Below are 19,262 nucleotides of genomic sequence, written 5' to 3' on the forward strand. Positions count from 1 at the left end.
ATGCCGAGCCGATTGTGGTGAAGTGGATGATCCTATGCTGTCGAGAAAAGCCTCTAGCGAGTTTCATGGCGGCCCGTACCCTAAACCGACTCAGGTGGTCAGGTAGAGAATACCGAGGCGTTCGGGTGAACTATGGTTAAGGAACTCGGCAAAATGCCCCCGTAACTTCGGGAGAAGGGGGGCCACGGCTGGTGATCACCCTTGCGGTGTGAGCTGGTGGTGGCCGCAGAGACCAGCGAGAAGCGACTGTTTACTAAAAACACAGGTCCGTGCGAAGCCGTAAGGCGATGTATACGGACTGACGCCTGCCCGGTGCTGGAACGTTAAGGGGACCGGTTAGCTCCATTTCGGTGGGGCGAAGCTGAGAACTTAAGCGCCAGTAAACGGCGGTGGTAACTATAACCATCCTAAGGTAGCGAAATTCCTTGTCGGGTAAGTTCCGACCTGCACGAATGGCGTAACGACTTCTCGACTGTCTCAACCATAGGCCCGGTGAAATTGCACTACGAGTAAAGATGCTCGTTTCGCGCAGCAGGACGGAAAGACCCCGGGACCTTTACTATAGCTTGATATTGGTGTTTGGTTCGGCTTGTGTAGGATAGGTGGGAGACTGTGAAGCCGTGACGCCAGTCATGGTGGAGTCGTTGTTGAAATACCACTCTGGTCGTGCTGGATGTCTAACCTGGGTCCGTGATCCGGATCAGGGACAGTGTCTGGTGGGTAGTTTAACTGGGGCGGTTGCCTCCTAAAGGGTAACGGAGGCGCCCAAAGGTTCCCTCAGCCTGGTTGGCAATCAGGTGTTGAGTGTAAGTGCACAAGGGAGCTTGACTGTGAGACTGACGGGTCGAGCAGGTACGAAAGTAGGGACTAGTGATCCGGCGGTGGCTTGTGGAAGCGCCGTCGCTCAACGGATAAAAGGTACCCCGGGGATAACAGGCTGATCTTCCCCAAGAGTCCATATCGACGGGATGGTTTGGCACCTCGATGTCGGCTCGTCGCATCCTGGGGCTGGAGTCGGTCCCAAGGGTTGGGCTGTTCGCCCATTAAAGCGGTACGCGAGCTGGGTTTAGAACGTCGTGAGACAGTTCGGTCCCTATCCGCTGTGCGCGTAGGAGTCTTGAGAAGGGCTGTCCCTAGTACGAGAGGACCGGGACGGACGAACCTCTGGTGTGCCAGTTGTTCTGCCAAGGGCATGGCTGGTTGGCTACGTTCGGAAAGGATAACCGCTGAAAGCATCTAAGCGGGAAGCCTGCTTCGAGATGAGGGCTCCCTCCCACTTGATGGGGTAAGGCTCCCAGTAGACGACTGGGTTGATAGGCCAGATATGGAAGACCGGTAACGGTTGGAGTTGACTGGTACTAATAGGCCGAGGGCTTGTCCTCAGTTGCTCGCGTCCACTGTGTTTGTTCTGAAGTAACGAACTCGCCTTGCTGGCTGGAGTTCATCTTCATAGTGTTTCGGTGGTCATAGCGTTAGGGAAACGCCCGGTTACATTTCGAACCCGGAAGCTAAGCCTTTCAGCGCCGATGGTACTGCAGGGGGGACCCTGTGGGAGAGTAGGACGCCGCCGAACAATCTTTGTGGGAGAGCCCCGCACCGTATGGTGCGGGGCTTTTCTGCGTTTAGGGTCGGTGCCATGCGCTATGACCTGATCATTTTTGACAACGACGGCGTTCTCGTCGACAGCGAGCCGATCTCCAACACGATCCTCGCCGCTTATCTCACCGAACTCGGCCACCCCACCACGTACGAGGAATCGATCCACGACTACATGGGCGCCGCGACGCACCGGGTGCACGACCTGATCAGAGAGCGGACCGGACGCTCCCTCCCCGAGGATTTCGATACCACATTGCACGCCCGCGTCTTCGCGGGCTTCGAGCGGGAGCTGGAGCCGGTCGCCGGCGTGCCCGAGGTGCTGGGGAAGCTGGTGGCCGACGGAACCCCGTACTGCGTGGCCTCCTCCGGCAGCCATGAGCGAATCCGGGTCGGGCACCGCAAAACCGGGCTCGACCAGTGGTTCGACGACGAGCGGATCTTCAGCTCGCAGGACGTCGGCAAGGGCAAGCCGGCCCCGGACCTCTTCCTTCACGCGGCGCGTGAGATGGGTGTGGCGCCGGAGCGCTGCGCGGTGATCGAGGACAGCCCGCTCGGCGTTCAGGCCGCCGTCGCCGCCGGTATGGACGTATATGGCTTCACCGCCATGACGCCGGCCGCCAAACTGACCGCGGCGGGCCCGGTCACCGGGCTCTTCGCACGTATGGAAGAGCTTCCGGGACTGCTCACCTAGCCAGCCGGCTCCCCGGGCCCCGCCCGTACACCCCGCAGGGCCCGTCCGGCCCTACCGATACGGTGACGGGCATGAGCGGCCGTGCACAGCTGATGTGGGACGAGGCAGTAACGGGCTACGACTTCGGGCCGGGGCACCCGATGGACCCGATCCGGCTCGCGCTGACCATGCGGTTGGTGGAGGCGTACGGACTGGACCGCGGGCCCGACGCGGTCCAGGTGGTGGCCGCCAGGGCCGCCGGGATCTCCACACTGCGGCTCGTGCACCGCGAGGACTACATCGACGCCGTACGGAAGGCGTCGGCCGATCCGAAGGCCGCCGACCCCGCGTACGGCATCGGTACCGAGGACGATCCGGCGTTCGCCGGGATGCACGAGGCGTCGGCCCTGATCGCGGGGCAGTCGGTGGGCGCCGCGGAGGCGGTGTGGCGCGGCGAGGCCCTGCACGCGGTGAACTTCGCGGGCGGCCTGCACCACGCGATGCCGGGCGGCGCCGCGGGCTTCTGCATCTACAACGACGCGGCGCTGGCCGTCGCGCGCCTGCTGGAACTGGGGGCCGAGCGCGTCGCGTACGTGGATGTGGACGTGCACCACGGGGACGGCGTCCAGGCCGCCTTCTGGGACGATCCGCGGGTCCTGACGATCTCGCTGCACGAACACCCCAGGACGCTGTTCCCGCAGACCGGTTGGCCCGAGGAGACCGGCGGCGCGGCGGCCGAGGGCAGCGCGGTGAACGTGGCGCTGCCGGCCGGCACCGGCGACGAGGGCTGGCTGCGGGCCTTCCACGCGGTGGTGCCGGAGCTGCTGTCCGCGTTCCGGCCCGACGTCCTGGTGACGCAGCACGGCGCGGACACCCACTTCGAGGACCCGCTCGCCCACCTGGCGGTGAGCCTGGACGCGCAGCGGGCGGTGGCGGCCGCCTGCCACGATCTCGCGCACGAGACGGCCGGGGGGCGCTGGGTCGCGCTGGGCGGCGGCGGATACGCGGTGGTGGACGTCGTACCGCGCAGCTGGACGCACCTGGTGGCGATCGCGGCGGGGCGGCCGATCGAGCCCACGACCCCGGTGCCGGAGGAGTGGCGGCACGAGGTCTACCGGCGTACCCGGCAGGGGGCGCCGGTGCGGATGACGGACGGGCGCGGCACCGGCTGGCGCGACTTCCACGGCGAGGGGTACGACCCGGCCGACCGCCTGGACCAGGCGGTACTGGCGACGCGGCGCGCGGTGTTCCCCGCGCACGGGCTGCTGCCGTAAGGCCAACGACTCTTCCGCGTACGGGCTGCTGCCGCAGGACCGGCGACTTCCCTGCACACGAACTGCCGCCATAGCCACGCGTTCGCCCCGAAGGCGCGTCACTTCGGGACGATGCGCCCGGATGTGTGACTACTGGGCGGTTCGGGCATGGGACGGGAGCCGGGGCGTCAGCATGGGCTTTCGTGTGGGGCTCCGGTACGGACGCGGACGCGGCGGCGGATGCCGACGCGCTGAAGGCGTATGTGGTCAGGGTGCGGCTCGCGGGGACGATCGCGACATCCCGGGAGAAGAGCCTGACGCGCTACCGCCTCTTCGCGGCCGGTGACCCGCGCGCGCTCATCGGTCTGGAGCCCGCGGCTGACTGGTCCGTGAATGAAGTGCTCCGAGTGATGGCTGAGCAGTGTGGAGTTTCGGCCGATCCCAGGCATACTTCCGGCCTCGATTCGATCGATCCGGACTGTACGCTCGCGGGACTGGATGCCTTCGCGGACCGGCTCGGCGCGGCGGCCGCCCGGCACGCTGCGGTACTGATCGGCACCGGCCACCCGCACCGGCTGCTGGGCTTCTACGGCGGCCTGGCAGACGCTCTGTCGGCGGCGGGATGCACCGTTCTCACCCCGGCGTATGGCCACTGTGTCGACATAGCGACCCGATTCGGGGTACGCACGTACAACCTTGACTACGTACGGGGAGTCGCGCTGATGCGCGAACCGGGCGTGCGGCGCGAGCCCGGTGAGCCGGGCGTACACACCCACTCCCCCCTCCCGGTTCGTACCGCCCTCGACGCCGTGGCAGACGCCGGCGGGCCCCTTCCCGAGCTGGTGATCGGTGACCACGGATGGGTCTGCGGAGCAGGTCAGCTGGGCTTTGAGGCCATCGGACTGGCGGATACGGACGATCCCGCGCTGTTCGTCGGACAGGCGGAGGGGCGGGTGTCCGCCGTAGTTCCGCTTGATGACGCTGTGCGGTCTGATTACTACCGACCGCTTACTCGCTATGTACTCAATCGAGCGTGTCTGTCACAGTAGGCGGCCGATCGCTGCTCCTCTTCCCCACTCGCATCACCCGCCCCTAACCTGGGGAGTGAGCGCACAGCGACGGGGAGTCACCGGAGGGGAAGCCGGTGCCCGTCATGTGCGGAAGGTTCAGGTGTGTCATGGCTGCAGACCAAAGGCCTCTGAATGAGGTCGTGTTCCTGACCGTGGCGGAAGTCGCCACGGTGATGCGAGTGTCGAAGATGACCGTGTACCGCTTGGTGCACAGCGGTCATCTGCCCGCGATCCGAGTGGGGAGGTCGTTCCGGGTCCCGGAGCAAGCGGTCCACGACTACCTCCGTGAGTCCTATGTGGGGGTGGAATCGGCCTGAGGGGCTCAAGAGGACCCTCGGATTACGCCGTAGGCTCGACGCCGGGTAGGCTGGCCCGATGTAGGTAGTGTGGGCTCGGACGCCCCGCACCGAGTGATACGAAGTGAGCGAGGGTAGTCGTGGGCTCTGTTATCAAGAAGCGGCGCAAGCGGATGGCCAAGAAGAAGCACCGCAAGCTGCTCAAGCGCACCCGTGTTCAGCGTCGCAACAAGAAGTAAGCGGCCCTGATCGCGATTCCGCAGCCTCTCACCGCACCACGCGGTGGGGGGCTGCGGTGCGTTTCGGGGGCGGCTTTGCGGTGCACTCGGTGGGGCGCGGCCGCGGCGACGGCGGACGGCTGCTGGAATCCCGGCGGCGGGTGCGCCGGGGCGCGGTGTGCCGGCCGCCGCGCGGATAGGCGTACGGCGTTACGAGGCGGCCTTACGGGACCGCCTTGTGCGGCGGTGTGCCGGTTCGCGTGCCGGTCCGGATAAAGCGCGCGGAGCGCCGAAGTTCAAGGGCGCCCGGCCAAGGCGGAAAACCGGCCGACGGGACCGGCAAAGCTCGGGCCAAGGCTTGAAATGGAGCCAGCGGCAACCCGCGGTCATCACAGCGCAACAACGACCCGATAGCGTGGCGTCACAGCTCGGCTCACGCGAGGGACAAAGGGCGGGAAGGAAGGGCTGATCTTGGGAAAGGTCGTGCTCGTCACTGGAGTCGCACGGCAGCTGGGGGGCCGGTTCGTACGACGCATTCAGCGCGACCCCGACGTCGACCGGGTGATCGGAGTCGACGCCGTAGCGCCCGAGCACCAATTGGGCGGGGCAGATTTCCTCAAGGCCGACATCAGGCATCCGGCCATTGCCAAAGTGCTGGCAGAGACCAATGTGGACACTGTGGTCCACATGGACATCAACGGCACGCCGCTCGGCGGGCGCGGCGGCCGCGGCAGCCGGGCGATGGTCAAGGAGACCAATGTCATCGGCACCATGCAGCTGCTCGGCGCCTGCCAGAAGGCGCCGCACGTCAAACGGCTGGTGGTGAAGTCCAGCAGCAGCGTGTACGGCTCCGCGCCCCGCGACCCGGCCGTCTTCACCGAGACCACGCCGCCGAAGTCGCTGCCCAGCGGCGGCTTCGCCAAGGACGCCGTCGAGGTCGAGGGTTACGTACGCGGCTTCGCCCGGCGCCGTCCGGACGTCGCGGTGTGTGTGCTGCGCTTCGCCAACATCCTCGGAGCGTGCGCCGACTCGCCGCTCGCCGAGTACTTCTCGCTGCCGGTGCTCCCCACCGTCCTGGGCTACGACCCGCGGCTGCAGTTCGTCCACGAGGACGACGCGATCGAGGCGCTGCGCATGGCCTCCGGCAAGCCCCGCCGCGGCACGCTCAACAGCGGCACCTTCAACATCGCGGGAGACGGCGCGCTGCTGCTCTCCCAGTGCTCCCGGCGGCTCGGCCGCCCCACGCTGCCGCTGTTCCTGCCGACCGTCACCTGGGCCGGCACCGCGCTGCGCTCCCTCGGCATCACCGACTTCTCGCCGGAGCAGATCCGGATGCTCACGCACGGCCGGGTCGTCCAGACGACCCAGATGCGCGAGACACTGGGGTTTCACCCGAAATACACGACGGCGGAGACCTTCGCGGAATTCGCCCGCAGTCGTGGACCCGGGCTGCTGCCGCCCGAGGTCCTTGCCCGTACCGTCGACCGGCTCGCCGCCGTGCTGCCCGCACGCAGCGGCCCGACCCTGTGAGGAGTTCACCCACGATGGCGGACGCCAAGGTCATTCCCTTCGGCGAGGAGCCCCGGTCGCGCAGAAAGGTCAAGCGGCCGGGCCGTGGAGGCCGCCGTACGGCGCTGGCGCCCGTACCGGAACCGCGGCGGCAGGAGGCGCCGGAGCAGCCGTCCGGGGCGGCGGGGGCGTCCCTGGAGCAGCGCATCGCCGGGGGGCTGCGCTTCCTGCGCCGACGGCTCACCGGTGAGTACGAGGTCGACGACTTCGGGTACGACGAGGAGCTCACCGACCAGGTCCTGATGTCGGTGCTGCGGCCGCTGTACGAGAAGTACTTCCGGGTCGAGGTGAAGGGGATCGAGAACATCCCCGCCGACGGCGGCGCGCTGATCGTCGCCAACCACTCCGGGACGCTGCCGCTGGACGGGCTGATGCTCCAGGTCGCGGTGCACGACCACCACCCGGCCGGCCGGCACCTGCGGCTGCTCGCGGCCGACCTGGTCTTCGTCCTGCCGGTGATCAACGAGCTGGCGCGCAAGGCCGGGCACACGCTCGCCTGCGCGGAGGACGCGCAGCGGCTGCTGGAGCGCGGCGAGGTCGTCGGGGTGATGCCGGAGGGCTTCAAGGGCATCGGCAAGCCGTTCGGGGACCGCTACAAGCTCCAGCGGTTCGGGCGCGGCGGGTTCGTGTCCACCGCGCTGCGGGCCGGGGTGCCGATCGTGCCGTGCTCGATCGTGGGCGCCGAGGAGATCTACCCGAAGATCGGGGACGCCAAGACGGTGGCGCGGCTGCTGGGCTTCCCGTACTTCCCGCTGACGCCGACCTTCCCGTGGTTCGGGCCGCTGGGGCTGGTGCCGCTGCCGACGAAGTGGACGATCCAGTTCGGGGAGCCGATCCCGACGGACGGGTATCCGGCGGAGGCGGCGGACGACCCGATGCTGATGTTCAACCTGACGGACCAGGTACGGGAGACGATCCAGCACACGCTTTACAAGCTGCTGGTGCAGCGGCGGTCGGTGTTCTTCTGACCTGACGGTGTTCCTCTGACCTGATCGGTTTTTGCCGAGGCCCGGCGGTACGGAATGGCTCGGCGGTACGCGCGACGCCCCGGCGCCGTGTGAGGGCACCGGGGCGTCGCTTGGCGGGCCGCAGCGGGCGGGGGTCAGCCCAGCGGGTTCTTTCCGTCCAGGCCGATGTCCGGCAGCAGGCCGGGGAGCAGCGGCGGGATCGTGACGTCGGGCTCGTGCGGCGTCTCCTTGCCGTCGCCCTTGCCGTCCGGGGCGGGGGTGCCGGTGTCGGTGGGCGGGTCGAGCAGGCCGCCCGTGCTGCCGCCGAGCAGTCCGTCGTCCTTGCGGGACGGGGAGGAGGACGGACGGTGCCGCGGGGCGTGGGAGCCGTCGGCCCGGCCGGACGAGGTGGAGCTCTCCCCGGGCGGCGAGGGGCGGTCCGTACGGCTCTGGGAGGCGTCGCCGCGCGCGGGCGCCTGGGGGGCGCTCTCCCGGTGGCTCTTGTCGCCCGGGTGCTTGGGCAGCAGCGAGCGCAGCGGCCCGACCTCTTCGTCTATGGCGTCGAAGACCGAGCTGACCTCGTCGCGCACGTCCATCAGCTGGGCCGGGAGGCGGTCGCGCAGCCGGCTCCAGCTGTCGCGGTGCGACTTGGTGAAGGAGTTGAGCGTCTGGATGGGGCCGAGGGAGCCGTCGCGTTCGTACGCCTCGTGGAGAAGGCGGTGGCCTTCGCCGGCGTCCTGTGTGACGCCCGAGAGGGCCTTGCGGACCTCGGCCAGGGCCTCGTGGTCGAGGTCGCCGAGGCGGTCGCGCTCCAAGAGGCGGTGGGCCTCGAACATGCGGGTGGACGCCTGGTCGAGGAAGAGGCGGCCGCGCTCGGACTCGTCGTCCGCCATGCCCAGCTTCAGGTCCTCCATGCCGCGCTTGAGGCCGTAGAGGGAGTCGCCCGGGAGGGCGTCGGAGCTGGCGGCGGCGACGCCGCTGAAGGCGCCGGCGGCGACGCCCACCGTCAGGCCGCCCGCGGCGAGTCCCTTGGACAGCCGGGAGCGCGGGCGCAGCCTGCCCAGGGATTTGGCCGCGCGGTGTGCGCCGCGGGCGCGCTGCTGGGGCACCCGGCCGTCGTCCTCGGCGAAGGCCGCCTCCATGGCCGCGATGAGCTGGGCCCGGTGAACGGTCTTGACCTCGGGGTCCATCTCGGGCCTGGGGAGTTCGCCGAGGGTGCCGGCGACCGCCAGCAGCCTTGCTTCTCCGCACGCTTCCGCCGGTGTGCCGGCCTCGTCCTCGGCCGCCTCGCCCGGGAGGACCTGCTCCTCCAGGGCTTGGGCGAAGGCGTTGGCCCGCCGGTGCACCGATACGTTCGCGATCACGGGCGGCACCTCCTCTCGTCATCCCGCTCGACTCCCCGGACTGGCTTGACTATCCAGACTGGCCGGAAGGTTGCACGACAGGCTCGCGTCCACCCGATCGAGTGAGAGGGCGCGGGCATGACGTGCACCGCAGGGAGTCTGCATTCCGCACAACGAGCGCCGCGGCACTTGGGTTACGCACTCACGATGATCTGACCGAACGGTCACGAACGATCACCGGCAGTCAGAATCGCGGCGATCCGCACCGGGCGTGTCAGCGGGCGGGGCGGGGACTGCCGGAGAAGTCCGGGCGTCAATATCGATCCAGGAGATTCAGGCGATCGGGGCGGCGCCCCACGCGTTAGTCCTGGCGTGGGACGGAGCGGACGGCCCGGGACGGCGAGGCAGGCGAAGACGCAGGTGGGAGCGGGTACGACAGCGAGAAGCGACCGGGGTGCGGCGGGTGGCGCCCGCGGCCGCCCGGTGCGGTGCCGCGGCGGTCAGCGGGCGTCGTCCGGGAGCAGGCGCGCCAGGGTCCGTACGGCGCGGTACTGCAGCGTCTTGATCGCGCCCTCGTTCTTCCCCATGACGCGCGCGGTCTCGGCGACCGACAGGCCCTGGAGGAAGCGCAGCGTCACGCACTCCTGCTGCTGCGGGTTGAGTTTGCGGACCGCCTCCAGCAGCGCCGCGTTGGACAGCGATTCCAGGACCGAGTCCTCGGGGCTGCGCTCGACCTCGTTGGCGTCGAGCATTTCGCCGGTGGTCACCTCCAGCCGGAAGCGCGACGACTTGAAGTGGTCGGCGACCAGGTTGCGGGCGATCGTGACCAGCCAGGCGCCGAAGTCACGGCCCTGCCAGGTGAAGGTGCCGATACGGCGCAGGGCGCGCAGGAACGTCTCGCTGGTCAGGTCCTCGGCCGTGGCCCGTCCGCCCACCCGGTAGTAGATGTAGCGGTAGACCGTGTCGGCGTACTGGTCGTAGAGCCGGCCGAAGGCTTCGGCCTCGCCGGCCTGGGCGCGCTCGACGAGGTCCATCATGCGACGGCTGTCGCTGTCGGCGGGACGCCGGGCGCTGGGCGTGGCGGCACCGCGGCGGGTTCTGCCGCCGGTCTTGCCGACCGTGGTGGTGCTTCCGTCGGCCAGGGCGTAGCAGGGACCGGCGGGGGTGGCTGTGGCGAATGCGGGGACGGCGATCGCGGTGGGGACAAAACTGCGCAGGTGGTCGACGAGTGTCGTACGCAGCGTAGCCAGGCCCGAGGCGTCAACCCCGACGTGTGGGTACACGGGACTCCCAGAGGCAGAGCTTCCATCACGTGCAGTGCGGGACCGTTCACCCGTCGTAGGGACGCGTGGGTACCGGTTTGCGTCTGAGGAGAATAACGCTTCGTACAGGCAGCGCTACACCCAGTTGCTCAAATCATCGATTACTTCTGGTCCGTTACGAGTTAGTGCCCGTTCAAGTATCGATTCCTGAGCAGATATTGATCAGAAAGGAACGTGATCTGCCTGGTTGCGGGGCGTCTTGTGGCGGACCGACGGCAACGTGACTGCCGGGGACGGGGTGGGGGTATGCAACAGGGATTGGCCGGGCCGGGCGCCCCGGAAAGCGCCGGACACGGCCCGTGACCGGCCGCCGGTTGGCGCGGCGGGCCTCAGCGGCGGTCGGGTGTGCCGGTCAGCCAGGCGGTGTACCACGCGTGGAATTCCGGCCCCGGTGCCAGATTGGGCCAGACCTCCAGATCGTCGTACCAGATGCGCCCGCGCTGCTCGCCGGTGACGACGAGACGCGCGAATCCGCCGCAGCCCGCCTCCGCCACGGCGAGCGTCCCGGTCACCATCTCGGCGGCGTCGAACCGCCGGCCGGGTTGGGCGTGCCACCTCTCGGTGAACCGGAAGGGCGCCGCGAGCGCGCCGGGCCTGCGGTCGCGCTCGCGGATGTCGTCCGCCGCCCAGTCGTCCGGCGGGCCCGGGTAGGCGGTGGGCCCGGTCAGGGGGAAGAGGCCGTGGAGCGGTCCGGCGCCGCCGTCGGCGACCAGCAGGAGGAAGTCGCGGTACGACTGCGGCAGCTCGACGCCGTGCAGTGCCTCGAACGCGTGCAGTTCGTCAGCGGGCAGTGGGGGTTCGAGCCGGTAGCCGTGCTGGTCGGCGCCGGTACGCGTGAGCCTGGGGTCGCGGCGGGCCAGCTCCGCCAGGCGGGCCCGGACCGCGCCCGGGTCCCAGGACGCCGTACCGCCGGAGTCCGCCACCACCGGGAGGAACCGGTTCAGCGACGCCGCCGCTGCAACGCCACCGCCGCGGCCGCACCCCCCGCGAGCGCCCCCACCCCCGCTGCTGCCGGGATGCCGATCTTCACCGCCTTGCGGCCGGTTCGGTAGTCGCGCAGGCGCCAGCCCTGTTCGCGGGCGTGCTTGCGCAGGCGGCCGTCGGGGTTGATCGCGTACGGGTGGCCGACCAGGGACAACATCGGGATGTCGTTGGCGGAGTCGCTGTAGGCGGCGCAGCGCTCCAGGTCGAGTCCTTCGGCGGCGGCCAGGGCCCGTACGGCCTCGGCCTTGGCGGGGCCGTGCAGCGGCTCGCCGACCAGCTTGCCGGTGTAGACGCCGCCGACGGACTCGGCGACGGTGCCGAGCGCGCCGGTCAGGCCGAGCCGCCGGGCGATGATCGTCGCGGTCTCGACGGGCGCCGCGGTGACCAGCCACACCTTCTGGCCCGCGTCCAGGTGGGCCTGGGCGAGGGCGCGGGTGCCGGGCCAGATCCGCTCGGCCATGTACTCGTCGTAGATCTCCTCGCCGATGGTCATCAGCTCGGAGACGCGGTGGCCCTGGACGATGGAGAGCGCGCTGTTGCGGGCGTCCGCCATGTGCTCGGGGTTCTCCGAGCCGATGAAACGGAAGTAGATCTGCTGCCAGACGAAGCGGACCAGGTCGCGCTTGTGGAAGAAGCGGCGCTTGTACAGGCCGCGCCCGAAGTGGAAGAGCGACGCGCCCTGCATCACGGTGTTGTCGAGGTCGAAGAAGGCGGCGGCGGAGGTGTCGCCGACGACCGGGAATTCCGGCTCCTCGGCGCTCTCGGCCTGGGCTGCCGCTTCCTGCGCCGCGGCCTCCAGCGAGGATTTGCGCGCGGCCTCGGCCGCGGCTTCGCCGGCCAGCACGCTGCGCGCGGTGGCGGGGCGCCTACGGCGGCTGAACCACCCCGTGGGGAGGTGCGCGCCGTAGGGCTTCCTACGGGGACGGCGGGCGGGCGACGGGTGGGCCATGTAGCTAGCGTAGCCAGGTTGTTCGGTGCGCCTGGTTACGGGCGGATGTCCACCGGCCGGGGTTCGGCCGACGGTTGCGTTACGGCCATCCCGGTGACGGCGCCGGACGGCGAGGGGCGCGCCGCCGTGGGGGCGTACGCCGGGCGGTTCCGATGCCGTACGCGCCGGGGCACGCCGGGCGTAGGAGCGCTCGTACCGGTGCCAGGGCCGGGGCTCGTGCCGTCAGGCGCCCAGGGCCTTGCGCAGCCGCTGGGGGTCGACCCGCCAGAAATCGTGCTGCGCGCCGTCCACGAGGACGACCGGAATCTGTTCCCAGTACTTGCGGTACAGCTCCTCGTCCTGGGTGATGTCCTTCTTCTCCCAGGAGGCGCCGGTCTCGGCGCAGACGCGTTCGATCACTTCCTGTGCGACATCACACAGGTGGCAGCCGGGCTTGCCGATGAGCGTGACCGTGCTGTCCGCCGGATTCTTGCGGGTGTTGCGGCTGAAGAGGGAGGCCATGCCCGTAATTGTGCCTCTGCCCGGGGTGCCCGGTGCCGTTGGCCCGGCCTCGGCCGGGCGGCCGGGAAGCAGGCCGGGGCAGGCCGGAAAGCGGGACGGAAAGTCGCCTGAGTCGACTACCATCGATGGGCGATTTGTAGGTTTCCGGGGCATAGCGGTGAGGAGTGAGGACGCGTGCTGCCGTCGGCGCTCCTTTGTTACCGGCGCGAAACGTGTGAACGGTGTGCCGGGGGAGTTGGTTCCGCGAAGGGGTGCAAAAGCCGCGTGACCCCGGTCACTTTGGCCGGACAAAGCGGACACCATCTTTGTGCACGCGTTCACAAAGACATAGCCTGCTGTCGACGGGGCGGTCGGGACATCTACGGCCGTCCACAGCCCCGCTCTACCCGCAGGAGCACCGTGGCAACTGGCCGAACTCACCGACCGGCGACCCGAAGCCGAGGGATTCCCGAGGCCACCGTCGCCCGGCTTCCGCTGTATCTGCGCGCGTTGACCGCGCTCTCCGAGCGCTCGGTCCCCACGGTCTCGTCCGAGGAACTCGCCGCCGCCGCGGGGGTCAACTCCGCGAAGCTGCGCAAGGACTTCTCCTACCTCGGCTCGTACGGCACCCGGGGCGTCGGCTACGACGTGGAGTACCTCGTCTACCAGATCTCCCGCGAGCTGGGCCTGACGCAGGACTGGCCGGTCGTGATCGTCGGTATCGGCAACCTCGGCGCCGCCCTGGCCAACTACGGCGGCTTCGCCTCCCGCGGGTTCCGCGTCGCCGCGCTCATAGACGCCGATCCGGCGATGGCGGGCAAGCCGGTGGCGGGCATCGCCGTCCAGCACACCGACGAGCTGGAAAAGATCATCACGGACAACGGCGTCTCGATCGGTGTGATCGCGACCCCGGCGGGCGCGGCGCAGCAGGTCTGCGACCGGCTCGTGGCGGCCGGTGTCACCTCCATCCTGAACTTCGCGCCGACCGTGCTGACCGTTCCGGACGGTGTGGACGTGCGCAAGGTCGACCTGTCGATAGAACTGCAGATCCTGGCCTTCCACGAGCAGCGCAAGGCGGGCGAGGACGCGGGCCACGACGACGAGGACTCCGACGACGCCCGCGCCGTCGCCGCGCGCGAGGCCCGCCGGGCCGTGCGCGAGGTCCGCGAGGCCGCGGCCAAGGCGGCCCCGGCCGCGGACGGCTCCACCGGCGCGTCCGACCGCAAGGGACCCGACGGGGATGTGCCCGCCGTGATGCCGGCATGAGCGAGCGCAGCGAGCGAATCATCGAAAGGTGCGCCACAGGCGAAGGCTGTGCCTCGCGAAGCGAGGTGCAAGCATGAGCCTCCTCGTAGTTGGGCTCAGTCACCGCAGTGCCCCCGTCAGCGTCCTGGAACACGCCGCCATCGCCCCCGAGGCGCGCGGCAAGCTGCTCCAGGACGCGGTGTCGGCCGAGCCGGCCGCCGAGGCCGCGGTGCTCTCGACCTGCAACCGCATCGAGCTGTACGCCGACGTGGACAAGTTCCACGCCGGTGTCGCCGAGCTGTCCACGCTGCTGGCCCGGCACAGCGGCGCGGGCCTGGACGAGCTGACTCCGTATCTGTACGTGCACTACGAGGACCGGGCCGTCCACCACCTCTTCTCGGTGGCCTGCGGCCTGGACTCGATGGTCGTGGGCGAGGGCCAGATCCTCGGCCAGATCAAGGACGCGCTCGCGGTCGCGCAGGAGCAGCACACCGCGGGCCGGCTGCTGAACGACCTCTTCCAGCAGGCGCTGCGGGTCGGCAAGCGCGCCCACAGCGAGACCGGCATCGACAAGGCGGGCCAGTCGCTGGTCACCTTCGGTCTGGAGCAGCTGGCCGGGGACACCGATGTCGCCGAGTGGGCCCGGGGCAAGCGCGCCCTGGTCATCGGCGCCGGTTCGATGTCGTCGCTGGCCGCGACCACGCTCGTACGGGCGGGGGTCAGCGAACTGGCGGTGGCCAACCGGACGGTGGAGCGCGCCGAGCGGCTGACGCAGATCCTGACGGAGCCGGGTTCGGCGGGCGCGCTGAACGGGCTGTCCGCCCGCGCCGTCGCGATGACCGCCGTACAGTCCGAGCTGGCCCTGGCCGATGTCGTGGTGTCCTGCACGGGCGCCACCGGCCTGGTCCTGACCGGCGAGGCGATCGCGGCGGCCGCCGAGACGCGCGCCGCCCGTACCGCTGCCGCCGACGGCCTCACCGGCACCGCCGGGGGCGCCGGCAGCACCGTCGCGCCCGGCCCCGAGCTGGCGCTGCTCGACCTCGCCATGCCGCGGGACATCGACGCCGCGGCGCACCGGACCGAGGGCGTGCGCCTCGTCGACATCGAGTCCCTCGCGGACGCGTCCGCCGACGCGCCGATGGCGGCCGACGTGGACCGGGTGCGCGGCATCGTCTCCGACGAGGTGGCCGCGTTCGGTGCGGCGCAGCGGGCGGCGCACATCACGCCGACCGTGGTCGCGCTGCGCACCATGGCGGCGGACGTGGTGGCGAGTGAGATCGCCCGGCTGGACGGCCGGCTGCCAGGCCTGGACGACAAGCAGCGCGCGGAGATCACCCAGACCGTGCGCCGGGTCGTCGACAAGCTCCTGCACGCGCCCACCGTGCGCGTCAAGCAGCTGGCCAGCGAACCAGGCGGCGCCGGTTACGCGGACGCGCTGCGCGAACTCTTCGACCTCGACCCGCAGACGGTGGCCGCCGTCAGCCGGGCCGACACGCGGGCAACGGCCCGCACACAGCACGGGAGCGGGCATGACTGACAGCAATCCACGGGCCCTGCGACTGGGGACGCGGCGCAGCAAGCTCGCCATGGCCCAGTCCGGGATGGTGGCCGAGGCGGTGCGCGAGGTCACCGGCCGTCCCGTAGAGCTGGTGGAGATCACCACGTACGGCGACACGTCGCGTGAGCACCTGGCGCAGATCGGCGGGACCGGTGTGTTCGTCTCGGCGCTGCGTGACGCGCTGCTCGACGGGACGATCGACTTCGCCGTGCACTCGCTGAAGGACCTGCCCACCGCGCAGCCTGCCGAGCTGGCGCTGGCCGCCGTGCCCAAGCGCGAGGACCCGCGCGACGTGCTGGTGGCGCGCGACGGTCTGACCTTCGAGGAGCTGCCGGACGGCGCCCGCGTGGGTACGGGCTCGCCGCGCCGCATGGCGCAGCTGAACGCCTGGGCGCGCGCGCTGGGCCGGCAGGTGGAGACCGTGCCGATCCGCGGGAACATCGACACCCGTATCGGCTATGTCGAGAAGGGGGAGCTGGACGCGGTCGTGCTGGCCGCGGCCGGGCTGACCCGGCTCGGCCGGATCGACGAGGCGACCGACCACCTGTCGCCCGACATGATTTTGCCCGCCCCCGGCCAGGGGGCCCTGGCGGTGGAGTGCGCCGCGCACAACGCGCAGCTCGCCGCCCAGCTCGCCGAGCTCGACGACCCGTTCACCCGGGCCGCCGTGACGGCCGAGCGTTCCCTGCTCGCCGCCCTGGAGGCCGGCTGCTCCGCACCTGTGGGTGCGCTGGCCGACCTTCAGGCCGACGGGCAGGCTGTCACCGAATTGCGCCTGCGTGGCGTCGTCGGCACGACCGACGGCTCGACGCTGGTGCAGCTGTCCACCACCGGACACGTACCCGCCTCTCTCGGCGACGCGGCGACCCCCCTGAACATGGGGCGCGAACTCGCCGCCGAGATGCTCGCGAAGGGTGCGGCCGGTCTTATGGGGGAGCGAGCACTTTGAACCCCACCGCCCCGAACCACCCTGCCGCCGGTCAGGTCACCTTCATCGGTGCCGGTCCCGGAGATCCGGGCCTGCTGACGCTGCGTGCCGTCGAGGCACTGGCGCGCGCCGATGTGCTGATCGCCGAACCGCAGGTGCTCGACGTCGTCCGCGCGCATGCGCGGGCGCAGGTGGACACGCCGCAGCAGCCGACGGCTGACGAGGCGTCAACCACCGCCGGAGTCCCTGCTCTTAGGGACACCACCAATCTTGTCATGTCGGCTGTGCGCACCGGCAAGCGGGTGGTGCGTGCGGTGTCCGGCGACCCGGGCCTCGACGCGCACGTCGCCGAGGAGATGCTGGCGTGCGCCGCCGAGGGGGTCGTCTTCGAGGTCGTGCCGGGCATCGCCGCCGCGGTCGGTGTGCCCGCGTACGCCGGTGTGCCGCTGCGCGACGCGGACGGTACGGACGTGCGGTTCATCGACGCGCGGACCGCCGACGAGCGCTGCTGGTCGGAGGTGGGCTCCAGCGACGCCACGGCCGTGGTGTCGACCTCGCTGGACTCGGTGGCCGCCGCGGCCGCGGAGCTGGTCTCCGCGGGCCGCAAGCCGGACACGCCGATGACCGTCACCGTCGCCGGTACGACCACCCGCCAGCGCACCTGGAACGCCACCCTCGGCTCGGTGGCCCAGGTGCTCAAGGCCGCGAAGGTGCTGCCGTCGGCGGACGGCGGGCAGCCGGTCATAGCCGTGGTCGGTGAGCGCGGTGCCGCGGCCCGGCGCGACCAGCTCTCGTGGTTCGAGAACAAGCCGCTGTTCGGCTGGCGGGTCCTCGTGCCGCGTACCAAGGAGCAGGCCGCTTCGCTCTCCGACCAGCTCGTCGAGTACGGCGCGGTGCCGCACGAGGTGCCCACCATCGCCGTGGAGCCGCCGCGTACCCCGCAGCAGATGGAACGCGCGGTCAAGGGCCTGGTCACCGGCCGCTACGAGTGGATCGCCTTCACCTCGGTCAACGCCGTCAAGGCGGTCCGGGAGAAGTTCGAGGAGTACGGCCTCGACGCCCGCGCGTTCGCCGGGATCAAGGTCGCCGCGGTGGGCGAGCAGACCGCCAAGGCGCTGATCGCCTTCGGTGTGAAGCCCGACCTCGTACCGTCCGGCGAGCAGTCGGCGGCCGGGCTGCTGGAGGACTGGCCGCCGTACGACCCGGTCTTCGACCCGATCGACCGGGTGTTCCTGCCGCGCGCCGACATCGCCACCGAGACGCTGGTGGCGGGCCTGATCGAGCTGGGCTGGGAGGTCGACGACGTCACGGCCTACCGGACCGTACGGGCCTCGCCGCCGCCGCAGGAGACCCGCGAGGCGATCAAGGGCGGCGGGTTCGACGCCGTTCTGTTCACCTCGTCCTCCACGGTGCGCAACCTGGTCGGCATCGCCGGCAAGCCGCACAACGTGACCGTGATCGCCTGTATCGGCCCGGCCACCGCCAAGACCGCCGAGGAGCACGGGCTGCGCGTGGACGTCATGTCGCCCGAGCCGTCGGTGCACAAGCTGGCCGAAGCGCTCGCGGAGTTCGGCGCGGCGCGGCGCGATGCCGCGCTGGAGGCCGGAGACCCGGTCACCCGCCCGAGCGAGCGCCGGCCCGGATCGCGTAGGAGGGCTCGCAGTTGAGCAGCAGTACGTACGGCAGCTTCCCCGGCGCGCGGCCGCGCCGGCTGCGCACCACGCCGGCCATGCGCCGGATGGTCGCCGAACACCGCCTGCACCCGGCGGACCTGATCCTGCCCGCGTTCGTGCGGGAGGGGATCTCGGAGCCGGCGCCGATCGGCGCGATGCCGGGCGTCGTGCAGCACACCCGTGACACCCTGCGGAAGGCCGCCGTGGAGGCGGTCGGGGCGGGCGTCGCCGGGATCATGCTGTTCGGCGTGCCGGAGGACGCGAAGAAGGACGCGGCCGGCACCGCCGGCACGGACCCGGACGGCATCCTCCAGCAGGCCATCCGCGATGTGCGCGCCGAGGTCGGCGACGACCTGGTGATCATGTCGGACCTGTGCCTGGACGAGTTCACCGACCACGGCCACTGCGGTGTCCTGGACGGCGAGGGCCGGGTGGACAACGACGCGACGCTGGAGCGCTACGCCGAGATGGCGCAGGTCCAGGCGGACGCGGGCGTCCACGTGGTGGGCCCGAGCGGCATGATGGACGGCCAGGTCGGCGTCATCCGCGACGCGCTGGACCAGACCGGCCACGAGGACGTCTCGATCCTCGCGTACACCGCGAAGTACGCCTCCGCCTTCTACGGCCCGTTCCGGGAGGCCGTCGGCTCGTCCCTCAAGGGCGACCGCAAGACCTACCAGCAGGACTACGGCAACTCCCGCGAGTCGCTGCGCGAGCTGGCGCTCGACCTCCAGGAGGGCGCCGACATGGTCATGGTCAAGCCGGGCATGCCGTACCTGGACGTGCTCGCGAAGATCGCGGAGTCGGTGGACGTGCCGGTCGCCGCGTACCAGATCTCCGGTGAGTACGCGATGATCGAGGCCGCGGCCGAGAAGGGCTGGATCGACCGCGACGCGGCGATCCTGGAGTCCCTGACCGGGTTCAAGCGGGCGGGGGCCGACATGATCCTTACGTACTGGGCGACGGAGGTCGCGCGCAAGCTGTAGTTTCCGCGTGACCCGGACGGCGGCGCTCCGCAGGGGGCGCCGCCGTTGTGCTGCCTACCGCCTTGCGTGCCAACTCCCGTACCACGCAAGGCGATTGGCCGGTTCCGTGACTTGTGCCCCCTTCGTGGTGTCCACATAATCGCAACGCTCTGCCGCGTTGTGGTGCCGCTTC

At 70.2% G+C, this 19,262-nt stretch carries 17 protein-coding genes and 2 rRNA genes (1 of these 19 cut by a window edge); 14 read left to right on the forward strand and 5 right to left on the reverse strand.

Annotation, left to right across the window (positions count from 1 at the left end; genetic code table 11):
- The 9 genes from CP984_RS21255 to CP984_RS21295 all read left to right on the forward strand — a co-directional run.
- Positions 1-1,382 (forward strand): 23S ribosomal RNA (locus CP984_RS21255); it begins 1,740 nt to the left of the window's first position.
- 74 nt (positions 1,383-1,456) lie between these two features.
- Positions 1,457-1,573: ribosomal RNA gene (gene rrf, locus CP984_RS21260) — 5S ribosomal RNA — on the forward strand.
- 63 nt (positions 1,574-1,636) lie between these two features.
- On the forward strand, positions 1,637-2,290 hold the full coding sequence (locus tag CP984_RS21265; RefSeq protein WP_003980929.1) for an HAD family hydrolase: 654 nt from the start codon (positions 1,637-1,639) through the stop codon (positions 2,288-2,290).
- A 71-nt stretch (positions 2,291-2,361) separates the two neighbouring features.
- Positions 2,362-3,543: an acetoin utilization protein AcuC gene (locus CP984_RS21270; RefSeq protein WP_003980930.1), complete on the forward strand. Its 1,182-nt coding sequence runs from the start codon at positions 2,362-2,364 to the stop codon at positions 3,541-3,543.
- A 230-nt stretch (positions 3,544-3,773) separates the two neighbouring features.
- Entirely contained in the window at positions 3,774-4,571 is a 798-nt protein-coding gene (locus CP984_RS21275) for a phosphatase (protein WP_030185547.1), read from the forward strand.
- A 128-nt stretch (positions 4,572-4,699) separates the two neighbouring features.
- On the forward strand, positions 4,700-4,909 hold the full coding sequence (locus tag CP984_RS21280) for a helix-turn-helix domain-containing protein (RefSeq protein ID WP_014144137.1): 210 nt from the start codon (positions 4,700-4,702) through the stop codon (positions 4,907-4,909).
- Positions 4,910-5,028: 119 nt separating this feature from the next.
- On the forward strand, positions 5,029-5,127 hold the full coding sequence (locus CP984_RS21285; protein WP_003948845.1) for a 30S ribosomal protein bS22: 99 nt from the start codon (positions 5,029-5,031) through the stop codon (positions 5,125-5,127).
- Positions 5,128-5,577: 450 nt separating this feature from the next.
- A complete protein-coding gene (locus tag CP984_RS21290) occupies positions 5,578-6,636 on the forward strand; it encodes an NAD-dependent epimerase/dehydratase family protein (protein WP_003980933.1) in 1,059 nt (352 codons plus the stop codon).
- A gap of 14 nt (positions 6,637-6,650) precedes the next feature.
- The gene (locus tag CP984_RS21295; protein ID WP_030185544.1) at positions 6,651-7,643 is read left to right on the forward strand and encodes a lysophospholipid acyltransferase family protein; all 993 of its coding nucleotides are present in this window, start codon (positions 6,651-6,653) and stop codon (positions 7,641-7,643) included.
- A 134-nt stretch (positions 7,644-7,777) separates the two neighbouring features.
- Here the strand turns inward: CP984_RS21295 and CP984_RS21300 are convergent, their stop codons facing one another.
- The 5 genes from CP984_RS21300 to CP984_RS21320 all read right to left on the reverse strand — a co-directional run bounded on the left by CP984_RS21300 (position 7,778) and on the right by CP984_RS21320 (position 12,721).
- The gene (locus tag CP984_RS21300) at positions 7,778-8,986 is read right to left on the reverse strand and encodes a DUF5667 domain-containing protein (RefSeq protein WP_003980935.1); all 1,209 of its coding nucleotides are present in this window, start codon (positions 8,984-8,986) and stop codon (positions 7,778-7,780) included.
- A gap of 479 nt (positions 8,987-9,465) precedes the next feature.
- On the reverse strand, positions 9,466-10,248 hold the full coding sequence (locus CP984_RS21305) for an ECF subfamily RNA polymerase sigma factor, BldN family (RefSeq protein ID WP_003980936.1): 783 nt from the start codon (positions 10,246-10,248) through the stop codon (positions 9,466-9,468).
- Between the two features lie 368 nt (positions 10,249-10,616).
- Entirely contained in the window at positions 10,617-11,213 is a 597-nt protein-coding gene (locus CP984_RS21310; RefSeq protein ID WP_003980937.1) for an SMI1/KNR4 family protein, read from the reverse strand.
- A 14-nt stretch (positions 11,214-11,227) separates the two neighbouring features.
- Positions 11,228-12,115, reverse strand: a complete 888-nt coding sequence (locus CP984_RS21315; RefSeq protein ID WP_003980938.1) for an HAD family hydrolase — start codon at positions 12,113-12,115, stop codon at positions 11,228-11,230.
- A 327-nt stretch (positions 12,116-12,442) separates the two neighbouring features.
- Positions 12,443-12,721 carry a glutaredoxin family protein gene (locus CP984_RS21320; protein WP_003980939.1) on the reverse strand — a complete coding sequence of 93 codons (279 nt, stop codon included), beginning with the start codon at positions 12,719-12,721 and terminating at the stop codon, positions 12,443-12,445.
- Between the two features lie 399 nt (positions 12,722-13,120).
- Between CP984_RS21320 and CP984_RS21325 the strand changes: the two genes are divergently transcribed.
- The 5 genes from CP984_RS21325 (at position 13,121) to hemB (ending at position 19,090) form a co-directional block, all read left to right on the forward strand.
- The gene (locus CP984_RS21325; protein WP_003980940.1) at positions 13,121-13,966 is read left to right on the forward strand and encodes a redox-sensing transcriptional repressor Rex; all 846 of its coding nucleotides are present in this window, start codon (positions 13,121-13,123) and stop codon (positions 13,964-13,966) included.
- A gap of 73 nt (positions 13,967-14,039) precedes the next feature.
- Complete coding sequence (locus CP984_RS21330) at positions 14,040-15,482, forward strand: glutamyl-tRNA reductase (protein WP_003980941.1); 1,443 nt, start codon at positions 14,040-14,042, stop codon at positions 15,480-15,482.
- A complete protein-coding gene (hemC, locus tag CP984_RS21335; protein WP_030185541.1) occupies positions 15,475-16,452 on the forward strand; it encodes a hydroxymethylbilane synthase in 978 nt (325 codons plus the stop codon). The genes CP984_RS21330 and hemC overlap by 8 nt, the downstream gene beginning before the upstream one ends.
- Positions 16,449-18,098 carry a bifunctional uroporphyrinogen-III C-methyltransferase/uroporphyrinogen-III synthase gene (locus tag CP984_RS21340; RefSeq protein ID WP_003980943.1) on the forward strand — a complete coding sequence of 550 codons (1,650 nt, stop codon included), beginning with the start codon at positions 16,449-16,451 and terminating at the stop codon, positions 18,096-18,098. Before hemC ends, CP984_RS21340 begins: the two co-directional genes overlap by 4 nt.
- On the forward strand, positions 18,095-19,090 hold the full coding sequence (gene hemB / locus CP984_RS21345; protein ID WP_003980944.1) for a porphobilinogen synthase: 996 nt from the start codon (positions 18,095-18,097) through the stop codon (positions 19,088-19,090). Before CP984_RS21340 ends, hemB begins: the two co-directional genes overlap by 4 nt.
- Positions 19,091-19,262 lie beyond the last annotated feature (172 nt).

The organism is Streptomyces rimosus, from assembly GCF_008704655.1.
Classification (GTDB): domain Bacteria; phylum Actinomycetota; class Actinomycetes; order Streptomycetales; family Streptomycetaceae; genus Streptomyces; species Streptomyces rimosus.

Excerpts from the sequence above, each read along its gene's own strand:
- CP984_RS21320 (WP_003980939.1), bottom strand. The coding sequence starts at position 12,721 with ATGGCCTCCCTCTTCAGCCGCAACACCCGCAAGAATCCGGCGGACAGC.
- CP984_RS21295 (WP_030185544.1), top strand. The coding sequence starts at position 6,651 with ATGGCGGACGCCAAGGTCATTCCCTTCGGCGAGGAGCCCCGGTCGCGC.
- CP984_RS21265 (WP_003980929.1), top strand. The coding sequence starts at position 1,637 with ATGCGCTATGACCTGATCATTTTTGACAACGACGGCGTTCTCGTCGAC.
- CP984_RS21330 (WP_003980941.1), top strand. The coding sequence starts at position 14,040 with ATGAGCCTCCTCGTAGTTGGGCTCAGTCACCGCAGTGCCCCCGTCAGC.
- CP984_RS21270 (WP_003980930.1), top strand. The coding sequence starts at position 2,362 with ATGAGCGGCCGTGCACAGCTGATGTGGGACGAGGCAGTAACGGGCTAC.
- hemC (WP_030185541.1), top strand. The coding sequence starts at position 15,475 with ATGACTGACAGCAATCCACGGGCCCTGCGACTGGGGACGCGGCGCAGC.
- CP984_RS21280 (WP_014144137.1), top strand. The coding sequence starts at position 4,700 with ATGGCTGCAGACCAAAGGCCTCTGAATGAGGTCGTGTTCCTGACCGTG.